Genomic DNA, 13419 nt, shown 5'->3' with positions numbered 1-13419 from the left:
GTTGTGCGGGTTGCCTGCGCCTTAGGTGAAGTCATTAAGTAGTTATCTGCTGATGCGTCTAAACTTATGTCAGCACGACTCGCTGGTAATCGTTTTCATGCAGGCCTGAAGTAAGCACAAATCAAAATTAAAAAGGTGAAGCAATGGGAAACGAATCAACCGATGCAATCGTACATGCTCTCTCGATCTTACTAGCTGGTGCAATTGTACTTATACCATTGGCAGCTGTTTACCTTCTCATTGTATCCATCCGACGTTGGAAATTCCTTCGCCTTGTTGGGAATAACATCCCGCGAAGTAACCTTTACATCAGGGCGTGGGGCGGCATCGCCATCGATATGCATAACGAGCGGTTCGCTGTGTACAAAAAGGGGTATTTCTTTTGGTTTGATGCCTCACAAATGCTCGATATCAAAGTCACACACACAAAGCATGGAGTCTATGCCATTCCGCTTGTCGCATTGGATCTCACACTCCGGTCTGAGCAAATGCCAAGCTTGCTCATAGAGGCATTTGACTTTAGCAAGATCAATAACATCGTATCGTTGTTAAAGCTCTTAATAGATAAGAAGGAATCAACTAAGAAGGCAAATACCACTGGAATCGTCGAACACGCCCAAATCGCGGATCTGATTAATGCAGTGAACAGCCTGACGGATGCCGTAACCTCTCTTACCAATGTTGCGAGAAACTTGAGTACAAAGTCGCAAGGCTCGGCTGATATCACAAAATAGGCCGCAAGTTAGAGGTGAGAAGTGTTCCGGTCGGGATTATCAGATCCTCATAGTTTATTGTTAAAGGAGCATCAGGTCATCTGGAATAAAATCAGATTACTTTTTGTATGTAAGAGCATTATTTGCACCGGTTTTTACATAAAAATAAAATGAATCATGAAAAAGCTCTACTGGATAAGATTCAACTGCTTTCTGTTTCATTTTTTTAAGAAGGCCTATATGGATCAGGTAAGTTATAGCTTTATTTAAATCAGCGAGACGGCACGCTAGTTTTTTACAAATTGTTTGCTTCCTCGCCAATACATACTCTTGCTGATTATCTCTTGCGTACAGGATATACAAGTATAGCTGAAGCGCAACAAGCTCAAAATGATACCTGTTATGCATCGACTGGAAAGCCAAAATGGTACGGTCATCGCTAACAACTCCCGCCATCGGCAACTTGCACCAACCATCTTTAACTTCACCACCGACGTCTACAGTGTAAATCTTCTTCCTTTTAGTAAGTGACAAATTTTCAATTAATTTTTTGTCGTAAAGCAATTTCAGGCCACTATTTACCAAAGACCTACTAATAGAAGCAATTTCACTAATTTCACTAAAAGTAAGTTCAACAGTACGAACACCGTCTCCACGATCCTTACCAAACAAACAGAAAGTAATATATATTTTTATTGCCGCAATAGCCTGTGAGGTTTCCAAGCAATTAAACTCAGTGAGTCTGTTTCCAATCCACAGAGAAGGCATTTTTTTCCAGAAAATCATTTCTACGTCCTCAGGCCGAAATAAACATGGAATAAATCAGAATTAGTACGCAAATGGAAAGCGCAAGATTACTAAGAGAAGATGCAACCTTCCCCAACCGCTCTGCTAACGTTACAAACCGATCAAAATCGAACATTTTCCTATCCCCTTCAAGTCTATCGATATGAGGATTATCCATGTGTTCGTCACGTTTGTATCTACTTGAACAATAATCTATCTAGAAAGGTAACATTTCATCCTGCTTTAATGAATTGCATATAAATCATATAGTTAATTAATGAATTAAGTATCTACAAGTACTGAATTATGGTACACCATGAACTATAATTTTTGCTATAGGACATTTTAAAAAATGATGTCCTATAGATCTAACGTCAAAACAGATTATGGACGAGATGAATATGGCTACACCCTCACATTAGGGCTTTAATGCCTAGCACTTTGCTTTGCAACTCCAGCTGTTTGGAGTACGACTTGGCACGGTAATAGGCTTTGAGGATCTGCTCTGGCGTCGCGTCGCCCGGGTCGAGACCTTCTTCGCCCAGACAGGCCACTTTGACATTTAGTCCGATGCTGGTGAGACGTTTGGCCGCCGACATGGTGTTGCGGATCGCTTGCTTCTCGCTGTCCCACATCATGATGACGTTGCGTAATCCACGCGCCTTGAGCGTCAGGAACGCACCTAACTGATCTTCAGCGTCCTCATTCATATTTCCGGACAAGTGCATCCCGAACGTGCCAATTGGCTCTACATAATCCCGCAGCGTCTCTTCGTCGAAGATGGCTCGCTTCACGCCCATTACGTCAAATGCCCCTTCACACACAACCACCGTTTGTTTTCCGACTGCGTTGTGGCCGTTGTAGAGAAACTTACCCGACGCCGGCAGCTGCATGGGGAAGAGATAACGGCGTTCTGCTGCACCGGTAATGTCACGCCCCTGGAAGGTCTTCATCACGCCATCCAGATCGTAAACCGGTATCAGGATGCGCATATCAAACACCTGCCCCTTGACCTGGTCTGTGTACGGATCGACGTATGCGTGCTTGCCTTCGACGCAGTAACGCAGATCAAAGTATTTGGCCAGCTCCGGGGAGATATGGCGCTCCACCAGATAATCAGGAAGACGACCGTCAATGGGGAGTTCGTAATGTCGCGGGAGAGCTACTGGCCCTTCGAGTTCAACCTTGCTGGCCAGCACAATCTCTTCCTTCTTCGGCGCCCATCCTTGTGAGATCAGCGCGTTCTGGACGTACTCTTCAAAATCGCGACGGGATTTGCCGCTGTAGTGCTTGAGGAAGACCAGCTTGTTGAACTGAATCTCTTCGGGATGATCACCAGCAAAGCATTTGCCGACACCATTGGTCAGGTTGAAATAAACCTTCCAGTTTGAGCTGCCGCATACCGGGCACTCCTTGATATTCACCTCACGTCCACGAGTACTGACGCCACCACGACGGTAGATGATTCCTTCCATATCGAGCCATTGCTCAAAATCCAGCTCGGTCAGTAATTCTTTCAAGTCGCTCACGTTCTTAACCCTACTTTTTGCAGGTAATATCTTGATAAACCTCGGTATTTGAATACCATAAAGGCTCATGTGTTTTTTCTTTTGTGGCTTTGGCAAAAGAGAAGTTTGTTCTCTTATGGAGACCGGCGTGGAGAGCGTTTCCCCACGCCTTCTTTTTTAGAGGACGTCCATAATGCGTTCGATGAATCGCATTTGTTCGAGGTTCTGCTTAACGCGGATGCTTACGCCGCCTTTCTGGTTACGTGAACCAGCGAAGTACAGACGCGCTTCGCCTTTCGCTTCTTCCTCTTCCGTTTTGTTGATCGTGATAACGAGGTCCGCGATACGCACCTTCTCGATGTTGTCCGCTGCGTGCATCATTGTGGCCACCTCTGAAGCACCACCTTCCCTGTTAGTCTGCGATGCAGTGATGCCGGCCACGTTGTGTTTGTCGTACAGCGCACGCAGGTCAGTGTAGATGCTGCGAATGTTGGCGCGGTCGTCGCGGAGGTCGTAGCTGGCACGCATCAGGTCGGCGTAGTCGACCACGACCATGTCGGGGATCATGCCATTGGCTTTCATGCTGCCCAACATACGATCCAGATCTGCAGGCGACATGCTTCCGGACGGTCGTTCAACAATCCACAAGCTCCCCACGCCTTTCGTCGCGCCCAGCTCTGCCAGTTTGCGATGGACGTCGTCGCGGCGTTCCACCAGCTTGGACATTTCGGTCTCAGACAGACGGGCGTCAAAGCGATCTGACAGAATGGAGGTGTGAACTTCCAGCGACAGATACAGGACGTTGTAACCGGCAAGCGTGGCGTTGATGGAGAACTCACCCATCGCCGTCGATTTACCTGACTTCGCGAAGCCCATGAACAGCACCATTTCACGCTTTGCCCAGCCTTTCTGGTAAAGCAGCTTGTCGAGCAACGGTAGACCCGTTGTGATGCTGTTTGGCACGTAATCGTCGGACGCTTCGTACTCACGCGCCTTGTAACGCTCTGCTGATTCAGAGAAGTAATCGTAAATGCCGGTCGCTTCGTTAGAGCCGATTTGCTGGACTTTGGCCATGATTGCCATTGCGCCCTGGAAATCGCCCTTCTCTTTCATCTCAGCCGCTTTAATCAGCGCGTCGTCGAACGCTACGCTTTTGGCAAACGTCGCGACCTGGTCGACCATGTACGCCGTGTCTGACAGCTTCTCAGCGAGAATCCGCTTAAACGCCTCAACAACGTCGGGGAACAGCTCTTCGCGGATCGTCTTATCGCGTTTGGCGCGTTTGAGCATGTCGAGGATGGCCGACGATGATGGTGCGCTCTTATACATTCTGTAGTAGCCCGACACCATGTTCACCAGAATAGCGTTGGCCGCATTGGAGAACTGGTTTGGCGCAACCAGATCACCGGCGCGAGTCAGAAACTCATGGTCGCGACAGAAGTAGGCTGCGAGTCGATTCTGGAAGTCGTCGTCGAACTCTTCAGACAACCCTCGTCCTGTGTGGCAAAGTTCGGTCATGTGCTTTCCTTTGGTGCTTAAACAATTTGTTTTCTAATACTAAAAAAGCCAAATAGGGGATCAACAGAATCGCCGTGCTTCTTCCAGTTCTTCCGGGAAGTGCGCGTAAATCACACGCTCAGGCACGATTTCCATCAACCAGACAGCGGAGAAGATGATGCGGACGCGTTTGTCTCGGGTAATGCCACGCAGACGCTCCAGAACCCACTCAAAATAGCGTTCTTGAATCGGGTCGTGCTGCATGTCTCCCAGATGCTTAAAACTCACCAGAGAGTCATCCAGACGGGTTACAGCGCGTTTGGCTAACTTCTCTTCGAATATCTCAATCAGCTCGGGCTGCCAGAGATGTTGGGGGCGAGGTAATTTGTCCCACAGACGGCGTGCAGCTGCGGAAAGAACGGTAGAAATGAAGTAGTCATAAGAGCAGCAGTACTGGTCGGCAAATTGGCGTGCTTTCCAGAGAGACGTTTTGTTGGCCGTCGACAGCTCCTGATACGGCACACGTTTCAAACCGGTAGTGAATTGGGCCGTCTCATAGTGTTCGCGACCATGCGACAGCATGATGTATGAGTACTGGCGCTTGTATGCCTCAGTGAAGAGGCATGTGGCCATAAGCGGGTGCATGTCGCGGTAATCAAACCACTTTGTCTCGAACAGCTCCGCCTCATCCTTGCAGCGTGACAGCCCAATATTCTCGGCCACCCACTTGTCCATGACTGTGGTGCCCCACTCGGTCATGAAGTCGTACTGGTCGTTGTTAATAGTGTTAAAGAAAATCTGGCTCATGTGCTCCGTCTGATAGGTAGTTACTTACTTATCATAATGAGCGAATCATAGCGACTGGAGACTGTTTTTGGAAGTGGAAACGGAAGGGAATGTGTCTGGGAAGTGGGCATAGAAAAGACCTGCTTCTGTATAAATAATAATAAGTAACTTAGTATTTATATACAGAAGCAGGTTCTGAACTCAAAGTACCCACCAGATTATGAGTACTGTCATGAAACACAAAAAAGTGCATAATCCTTTCTAAACCTCAACAAAAGGCGACATGATGATATTGTACAAATACGTCCCAGAAGAAACTTTAAAACTGTTTTTTGATCATGACGCAACCAGCTTCAAATTTACTCCAGTTGGTCAGTTCAATGATCCTTTCGAAACATACGGTGTATCGTTTGCCTCTGAAGATAAAGACTCGCTAGCGCATTTGACGTTTCGCTCAAAGATCAATTCAGACCTAGCCAGTCTATGCTTATCCAGATCACCTTTAGAAGTCCTAATGTGGTCTCACTATGCTCAACACCACAGAGGTTATGTTGTTGGCATTGATACCGAATTAGCAGGGTTTCACGATGAGAATCTTTGTTTAATCACTGCGAATGAAGGTGGTATTGATTATGTCGATGAGCGAGACAAATCCAGAGTCATCATCTCCGATAAAAACTTTAAAAACAAGGATATAGTTAAAAAGGTCTTATTTAGAAAAAGCCAACATTGGGAATATGAGAAAGAAGTTCGGATTGTTATTGAAAGTGACAAATTGATACCTATCGGTGATGATGAAGAAGATAGGTTTTATATATACAAGGCACCAGGCACAAATATTATTAAAGAGATATTCATAGGAATCAACAATGATGATTTTGAACTTACAACACTCGAAAATGATAATTTAAGAAATGCCATTTTGGATAACAATATTAAAATCCAAAAGTGTTGTTTCAAGAGGGGAACTTGGGACTTAGATAAAACTGATTATGATATAAGTCTGCTAACTAATTGGCCTAGCGCTGATTTCGATATTCTTGCCGGTGTGATATCAGCATTCGAAAAAAACGAAATTTGAGATGAAGCGAACACAAGCGGTTTGTGTTCGCTTCATCTAACTAGCCTTTCTTCATCAGCTCACGCTTGATTTCATCGGTGCGCATCGTGACGTCGGCAGCGGTGATCGCCTCGTTCAGTTTCACGATGTCTTCGATTTCCTGCGGCGACTTCTCTGCCAGATGGAAAATGGCTGCACGAATCACGTCAGAACGGGTGAACTTCTCGAAACGAGGGATGAACTTCATCATCTCCAGCAGATCGAAATACTCGTCTTCCAGCGACATTGTGCGGCTCTTAATCTTCTCTTTCCCACGAGTCGGACGCCCCTGCGGTCTGACTGGCTGGCGCATTGGGGTGCTGCTTTTTACCGATTCTTCCGGATCTTTGCGCTTTGCAAGGTCTCCCATTCTCATGGACATTATTCTTCCTCCAGACTCATGATGTAATCTACAAACTCTTCGAACTCGGCTTCTGCCTTCTTATCGCGTTCGGCGCCAGTCATTTCAAAGATAGAACGGCCAGCCTCTTCCGCGTCGTCATAAACGTTACGGTTGTACAGGTTAACCGGCGCAGCCTCGATGCCGAATGTCTCGACAATTTCTTTCGCCGCCAGAATACGTGATGCCTGGGAAGGCAGTGACGGACACTGGTTCACTACCGCGCGGATCTTCACAGTCTCGTTCACGTTGCGAACGTTGTCGATAATCGGGTCGATATCGCGCAGGGATTTCAAATCACGACGTTTAGGGCGCAACGGGATGATAATCACGTCAGCCATAAGCATCGCCAGACGCTGAATTTCGGAGTCAAAGCCACCAGCATCCACCACTACATAATCGGTGCGCCCCTGAAGCGATTTAAGATGTTTGACGATGTCGTCCTGGACATATGCGAAGGGAATCAGCTCAAGATCGTCATTCTGGCGACGATCTTCACACCAGCTCGTAGTTGTGCGCTGAATATCAATATCGGTTACATGAACCTTCTTTTTCTTTTTAACTTTGAGGCATACCGCAATTTGCTGGGCAACGGTAGATTTGCCTGGGCCGCCTTTTGTGCCGCCAACCACAATGATCTTGGTCATTGGTGAGTTCCCTTTGCGTGAATTATTGTCGTATGAAACAACTTGTTTTCTTATATGTGATATAGCCTAAATGCCTACGGCTGCGGTGTAAAGGTTAAATGATAGGTACTTGGGGAATGTGAGGCGTGGGATCAAAAAACCCGCCGTAGCGGGTTTATGGGAGAGAGATGATGTTGACGATGTGCGTACAAGAGCCTTTCTCAAGTCGCAGCTCGCGGTCTCCCCACTCGTCTGTTACGCGACTTAAAGGCAAACTGCCAATATCCCACGGCAGGAAGCCGGTGGCGGAACCCTTTGCCTTGTCGCCGAGCTGGTCAAGACAGCATTTTTTCACGGTATCGTAGATCATAACCTCGCCATATCTTCGCATAGTACCTGACCACATTGACGCGCCCAGAATGGTTTGCATATTGTCACAAACGAGGTGGCGGTATTTGTTCAGTATGAAGCGATATGCCGTAGAACCTATGCGTGCTGATTCATAAGGCGGTTCAAGATAAGCGCCTTTGATTTGCTTACCGAGGTATTCATTCCCATCGACGCCGATAAACGGAAAATCGTTATAGGCAAACCGGCCCACAACCTTCAGCTCTTCTGGGCTAAGAGTCGCATCCACGATCTCAATTTTGATGATGTGCTCGGCGGCCTGAAACGCATTCAGCCCCTCTTCATCCATAACCCGCGTGATTTCTTCAAATTGATAATCTGAGTTATAGGAGGGCAAAAGATACACGACGAGAAAGTTGTCAAACTCGCCATTATCGGCACGCATCTCCACCAGACGAACAACATCGCCTTCTGGTGTCGAGAAATGAAAGGTCTCTAAAATAGTATAGCCGCCCATAGAGAGCGGCATTTTGTTCAACTGCTTGCTGTAGCGTTCATCAATTAAAGAAGGTGCCATTGTTCTTTTTTGCGTTCTGGTAAAACGCTTTCCTTGAGGTCGTTGAACTTATTCTTCATGAATTGTACAACGGCTTTCTCAATTTTTGGAACAATGGATTCTTTAACATCAACAATTTCGGGGTACTGTTCTTGCGGCTTGAGGACAAAGCGCAATTTGTTATTGCGCACAACGACCTCTGCCAACGGTGTTACAGTTGAGGTGCTATTGGAGATGTTCTCTGCGCGAGCAACATCACTTTTGAATGTGACAATGAAGTGCTGGCGGTCAGCTGTTTCGCGACATAACATGCGGCGCACTTCCACTGAGTCTTCACTGTTGTGAAAACGCATAGGGAAGCTATCGACTACCGCAGTGTTCGTGCGGATCGTTTGCATAGTACGTGTTTTGTCATGATAGTTGAGCATGTTTCCACCTTAGCCGTTAAGACGTTGATGTCGTTGCGGCGACCCCATCGGGGGTTTAGAGGCTACGAGAATGCAGCGCTTCTTTGAAATAATGTATGAATGTCTTGACACTCGTTGATTAAATCTACATCAGTCACAAACTAATTGCAACCTGACCAATCCCCAAAACCCCGCTAACCACGGGCGCTTACGCGCTTTCTTCTGCTTTTTTGCCGCTCCATTGGCACAAACGCTCGCCCACCATATTGTGAGTCAAAATCTGCCGTTCTGTCTCTTCTGTCATTAAATCCTCATTACTCACATAGATAGGGTTAGCAACATCGCAGAAGAGCACGCCTGATGTCTGTGTCTTAATCACGCAGCCACTTATCATGCAGCTCGCGATGAACAGCAGAAGCATCTTTCCGCCGCACCTCATTAAGTGTCTCATTTTTGACGTCCACTGTGCTTCGAAGCCTTTTCCTGTCCTCCTGTCTGGCCTTCTCTTCGATTGCTTGCCGGGCCGCACGACCTCCCATCGTATAAGCACCGACAAGCACGAAAAGAACGGCAGCCAGAGTCATCAGAGCAAACTTCAGCTTTGAAAATAGGCTGCCGGTCATATCAGACCATCCCGTTCTGGTGTTTTCGCACCTGTGACCAGGCGATAAAGCCGGCCACCACAATGGTAGCGATACCGAAGATGATCCGAACCGTATCACCACTTGTGATGTGTCCCTGCGCCTTGTCCATTGCCGCAGAGACCTGTGGCATGACGTCTGCCAGCTGTGCCAGACCAATTCCTGCCGTAACGGTCGCACCGGCAGTCTCTTTGGTTACAGGAACAGCCTTCACGGTTTTCACCGGCTTAACGACACCAGCGCGACGCAGACCTTCCTCAATAACTTCTGCCGCATACCAGGTGTTCGGCGTTTTGAGCGGGCCACGGCCATTTTCATGACGGATAATCGCCTCCACCAGCGGACGCAGAGTGTCGTAGTCGTGCAGATCGATGATCATGTCCGGGGTGACGCCCACGGCTTTAGATACCTCGTTCACGTAAGCCACGGTGTTGTTTTCATGCGGAGGCGCCCAACGTTCGATGACTTCGCGGATCGTATCGATGCTGGAGCCATCCTTAGCGCGGCGCTTGTCGTGGTAGGTAATAAGCGTCACTGCCAGCGCTCGAATACCCCATACAGGATCTTTGAACGTGCAGAAACGCGGTTCAGCAGGGTTGTCGATTAACCCCTGCCACGGCGAACCTTTGTCGAGGTTGCCAGGGTTGTTATTACGAATGCCTCTCGGAGTTTTCATCCTTGATCTCCTGTTATTGCAGTCCATTCTTCACGCCATAAGCGGCCAGACCCAGCAGCAGCGCGGTAATCAGGAACGACGTTATCTTTGAGATAATGCCGCCAAAGAACCCACTGGAGATGGCGTCTAGCCGATTAAGTAGTTTGTCCAGGTTGGAGTGCTGAATGCTGTGTTGCGCTGGTGTCATATCACCAAAGTAGGTTCTGAGCTGATCATTGACCTCTTGGCCAATTTCCTCACGTAGCTCCTTACCTAATTTGCCGACAACTTCGCGAGCAACAATAGCGGCGATACGCTCAACCTGCTGCGGCGTAACTCCAGCCATTTCATTCGACATTTTTTCCTCCATGAAAAGTAAAATCGAATGAGGGATTTATAGCATAAATGGTTAATTTTTTATAGGTAACCACCTACCTATTTATTGGCGCGAAAACATCCGCGCCAATAACCCTATTCCCCTTTCAAAATGGCAGGAGACTTCACTAAAGACGCTACCAGAACCTTGAGATCCGTTAGTTCTGATTTGAGAGCTGTCACCTCGTCCTCAAGCGCCTCAATACGCTTACTCTGAACGTCTTCATCATCAATCATTTCATTGATTGCGTTAACCAGAAGCGCAGCAACGCCTCCATAGTTGACCCCTAAAAACTCAGTATCACCAATTTTTCTTACCGCTTCCGGCAATACTTCCTGTACCTCTTGGGCAACTAAACCAGCTTCAATTTCATAGTAGGAATACTTATCCTCAACGATATTATTGCGTTTGTAATAGGTTCTACCTCTTAGCGTCCTTACTTTGTCTTTTGCATTTTCGATATCATTAAGATGTGCTTTCAGCCGAATGTCCGAAGTGCTGATCCATTGGTTACAACTTGCATTTCCGGCGTGATCAAATATAAATTGCGATCCCTTAACATAAAGATGTGTTTCAGCACCGCCACTCGACCAGTTAACGGCATCCATTCCAGTAATCCAATCATCACCCCAATGAACAACCTTAAATACGTTAACGGCTGCGTCTTTTGCTGTAATCTCGCAAAGCATTCCAGCACCACGATCACGCCAGGCAGTAAAAGCGCCTCCCTGAATTTGACCGCCAATCATGGCATTTGCCCCACCAGACCTAATGCCAGCAACCCTAATGCCGTTTGCATTGTCACTAATAGGCCATATACTCAATAACCCGTACATGTTAAAATCATTAGCTTGGCATGTTGCAATATTTCTACCATTGCACATTACTTGCAAAACGCCGTCGCCACCCCATCTAAAACCTGTGTCAGAATCACCAAGCACAAGAGATTTATCACCAAGAGCGCTTCCAGCAACACCAACACAAGCATAGCTTGTTATTACTGCGGCATTTATGTTTCCAATATTTCCATATTCATCAATCTGAAAATAGTTTGTTCCGCCGCCTTCTCTTGTTGTTTGGATTGTTGTTTTGGCAACTCCAGCCTGAATTTCATGGTAAATTCTTGAGTATGAAACTTGAGCGCCTCCAGCATCTCTATTTCTTAAAACCATGATCCCTGACGTTGTGCCGTTAAGACCTTGCAAATCAATACCAGCAAAAACAGGGGAGTGATTTGTTGCCAGTCCTAAATTATGCCTTGCCCCGTCAACTGTTGTCGCCCCAGTACCTCCAAAATTAACTTTCAATGGGTGTACTTGTGCACTGGCGCTCTCAATAAAACCCCAATCACCGCTATCGTAGATAAACAAGGAATAAAAGCCGTTCTTTGATTGCAAAAACGTACCGTTATCCTGCTGTTTTAGCCTGTCAACGTTTAGGTTTATTCTTGCTGAGTCAAGAGTTGTAGCTCCTGTGCCACCTTGCGCCATGCCAAGCGGAATCCACCCGCTAACCCCTGATTGTGTAACCCCCCATGTACCGTCGCTTGTCAGGTTAAGACCAAATGTCCCGAACCTCATTACTGTTGAATTTGATGTTTGTACGAACCTTTCAAGTTCAAAGTTTTTTTTGGCGCGTGATACGTCTGTTGCCCCAGTACCGCCCGCACCAATGGATAGAGCCGATGTACTATTATTGTCATTACGTGCAACGCGCCATTCGCCATTGTTTGCAATCCTCAACTCATAAGTGGATTGAGGGTTCGTAAATGAGTTGTAATCTCCCTGAGTGCCGTTAATTTCCGGATCGCGACTAATAACCGCCTGAACCTGCAACGTCTTTCTTGCCGCACTCCTATCTGGCAGGTCGGCAAGGTTCTGATCTTTATGCAGCACATTGTTTACATCTAACAGATCGGCAAATTGCTTCGCCTTTTCTGCTTCACTCTTTGCTGTATCTGCATGGGCGGCTGCATTGGTTTCACTTGTCGCCGCCGCCGCTTGGCTCGCCGCCGCCGCATCCTTGCTTGCTACGGCAGTATTTTTACTCTCAAGAGCAGAAGCCTGGCTTTCAGCAGCCGCATCTTGGCTGGCTTTCGCATTGTTGGAATAAGTGAGTGAGTCATTCGCATAGCGAGCGGCTTCCGCTTCGCTTGCCTTAGCAGCCTGCTCGCTATTAGCGGCAGCGGTTTGGCTCACGGAGGCTGCTTCTTTGCTCGCTAACGCGGAAGCCTCTGAATTAGCGGCGCTCTCTTCACTTTGGTGCGCTGCATTCTGCGAAGCGGCTGCAGCCTGCTCACTTTGTAATGCAGCTGTTTGTGATGCTGCGGCAGCCTCTTTGCTTGCCCGGGCGTTACTTTCACTGGTAGCCGCTGCCTGCTGAGAGGCAGCTGCAGCGTTTTCACTTGCCTTAGCATTAGCTTCGCTGCCCGCAGCTGCTTGTTTAGAATTTAACGCCTCTGCAGCCGCTGCTTCCGATCTGGCGGCTGCAGCCAGAGCCTTTGAGGACTCCGACTCAATGGTATCGACGTGATCTCGATACCACTGTTGGTTTTCGTTGTGCTCATTAACAATCTGTAAGAGCGACTTTACCTTTATCTCAGTGCCATCAGCAGCTTCCAAGGTGACTTCATCGAGCGCCGTCAACCAGCTGCGCATCGCTTTTGAGTCAGCAGACATGCGAGTCATAAGCGCAGTGAAGCGAGCACTGAACTGTGTCAGATCGCCCTCATATGTTGTAATGATTACGCAAGGTACATCTGCCTGCGTCTCACCAGCATATGGTTCCGCCAGAACCATGCTGGTGTCACTATCGACGCGCTTAATCTCGTGTAGCTTATTGTCAGGCCCAATTACGATCATGCCTGGCAATACACCATTGGCCGTCACATTCCAGGCTGTACCTGCGCCTGTTACTATGTTACTCCCCTGAGTGAATGAGATAGTACCTTCCCTGTACCACATGTTAACTCCTTAAAACGGACAAATCAGCTTCCTGCTGAACTCATATAATACACACACA

General features: G+C 47.5%; 14 protein-coding genes. 2 read left to right on the top strand and 12 right to left on the bottom strand.

Annotation, left to right across the window (positions count from 1 at the left end; genetic code table 11):
• Nucleotides 1-143 precede the first annotated feature (143 nt).
• Complete coding sequence (locus tag B9P82_RS22375; RefSeq protein WP_101700953.1) at nucleotides 144-734, top strand: hypothetical protein; 591 nt, start codon at nucleotides 144-146, stop codon at nucleotides 732-734.
• 96 nt (nucleotides 735-830) lie between these two features.
• Here the strand turns inward: B9P82_RS22375 and B9P82_RS22370 are convergent, their stop codons facing one another.
• The 4 genes from B9P82_RS22370 to B9P82_RS22355 all read right to left on the bottom strand — a co-directional run bounded on the left by B9P82_RS22370 (nucleotide 831) and on the right by B9P82_RS22355 (nucleotide 5311).
• Nucleotides 831-1499: a helix-turn-helix domain-containing protein gene (locus B9P82_RS22370; RefSeq protein WP_101700952.1), complete on the bottom strand. Its 669-nt coding sequence runs from the start codon at nucleotides 1497-1499 to the stop codon at nucleotides 831-833.
• Between the two features lie 413 nt (nucleotides 1500-1912).
• Complete coding sequence (locus B9P82_RS22365; protein WP_168188463.1) at nucleotides 1913-3028, bottom strand: DNA primase; 1116 nt, start codon at nucleotides 3026-3028, stop codon at nucleotides 1913-1915.
• 156 nt (nucleotides 3029-3184) lie between these two features.
• Nucleotides 3185-4525, bottom strand: coding sequence for a DnaB-like helicase C-terminal domain-containing protein (locus B9P82_RS22360; protein WP_006812582.1), 1341 nt, complete (start codon nucleotides 4523-4525; stop codon nucleotides 3185-3187).
• A gap of 60 nt (nucleotides 4526-4585) precedes the next feature.
• Nucleotides 4586-5311, bottom strand: coding sequence for a hypothetical protein (locus B9P82_RS22355; protein WP_101700950.1), 726 nt, complete (start codon nucleotides 5309-5311; stop codon nucleotides 4586-4588).
• 262 nt (nucleotides 5312-5573) lie between these two features.
• On the opposite strand from B9P82_RS22355, the gene B9P82_RS22350 reads away from it, so the two are divergent.
• Nucleotides 5574-6371: a DUF2971 domain-containing protein gene (locus B9P82_RS22350; RefSeq protein ID WP_101700949.1), complete on the top strand. Its 798-nt coding sequence runs from the start codon at nucleotides 5574-5576 to the stop codon at nucleotides 6369-6371.
• Between the two features lie 40 nt (nucleotides 6372-6411).
• On the opposite strand, the gene B9P82_RS22345 is transcribed toward B9P82_RS22350, so the two are convergent.
• The 8 genes from B9P82_RS22345 to B9P82_RS22310 all read right to left on the bottom strand — a co-directional run bounded on the left by B9P82_RS22345 (nucleotide 6412) and on the right by B9P82_RS22310 (nucleotide 13361).
• The gene (locus B9P82_RS22345) at nucleotides 6412-6765 is read right to left on the bottom strand and encodes a hypothetical protein (protein ID WP_168188462.1); all 354 of its coding nucleotides are present in this window, start codon (nucleotides 6763-6765) and stop codon (nucleotides 6412-6414) included.
• Between the two features lie 5 nt (nucleotides 6766-6770).
• Nucleotides 6771-7436 carry a division plane positioning ATPase MipZ gene (locus B9P82_RS22340; RefSeq protein WP_022649960.1) on the bottom strand — a complete coding sequence of 222 codons (666 nt, stop codon included), beginning with the start codon at nucleotides 7434-7436 and terminating at the stop codon, nucleotides 6771-6773.
• Nucleotides 7437-7590: 154 nt separating this feature from the next.
• The gene (locus B9P82_RS22335) at nucleotides 7591-8340 is read right to left on the bottom strand and encodes a hypothetical protein (protein WP_223600244.1); all 750 of its coding nucleotides are present in this window, start codon (nucleotides 8338-8340) and stop codon (nucleotides 7591-7593) included.
• A complete protein-coding gene (locus B9P82_RS22330) occupies nucleotides 8325-8747 on the bottom strand; it encodes a hypothetical protein (RefSeq protein WP_101700947.1) in 423 nt (140 codons plus the stop codon). The genes B9P82_RS22335 and B9P82_RS22330 overlap by 16 nt, the downstream gene beginning before the upstream one ends.
• A gap of 350 nt (nucleotides 8748-9097) precedes the next feature.
• Nucleotides 9098-9349 carry a hypothetical protein gene (locus tag B9P82_RS28550; protein WP_168188457.1) on the bottom strand — a complete coding sequence of 84 codons (252 nt, stop codon included), beginning with the start codon at nucleotides 9347-9349 and terminating at the stop codon, nucleotides 9098-9100.
• A 1-nt stretch (nucleotide 9350) separates the two neighbouring features.
• A complete protein-coding gene (locus tag B9P82_RS22320) occupies nucleotides 9351-10043 on the bottom strand; it encodes a membrane protein (protein ID WP_006812500.1) in 693 nt (230 codons plus the stop codon).
• A gap of 13 nt (nucleotides 10044-10056) precedes the next feature.
• A complete protein-coding gene (locus B9P82_RS22315; RefSeq protein ID WP_000064174.1) occupies nucleotides 10057-10380 on the bottom strand; it encodes a hypothetical protein in 324 nt (107 codons plus the stop codon).
• Nucleotides 10381-10493: 113 nt separating this feature from the next.
• Complete coding sequence (locus B9P82_RS22310) at nucleotides 10494-13361, bottom strand: tail fiber domain-containing protein (RefSeq protein WP_246842147.1); 2868 nt, start codon at nucleotides 13359-13361, stop codon at nucleotides 10494-10496.
• Nucleotides 13362-13419 lie beyond the last annotated feature (58 nt).

It is taken from the genome of Citrobacter sp. L55, assembly GCF_002850715.1.
GTDB classification, from domain to species: domain Bacteria; phylum Pseudomonadota; class Gammaproteobacteria; order Enterobacterales; family Enterobacteriaceae; genus Citrobacter; species Citrobacter braakii.
Note: the sequence above shows the minus strand (reverse complement) of the source record. Positions and strands in the feature narration are given on the sequence as shown.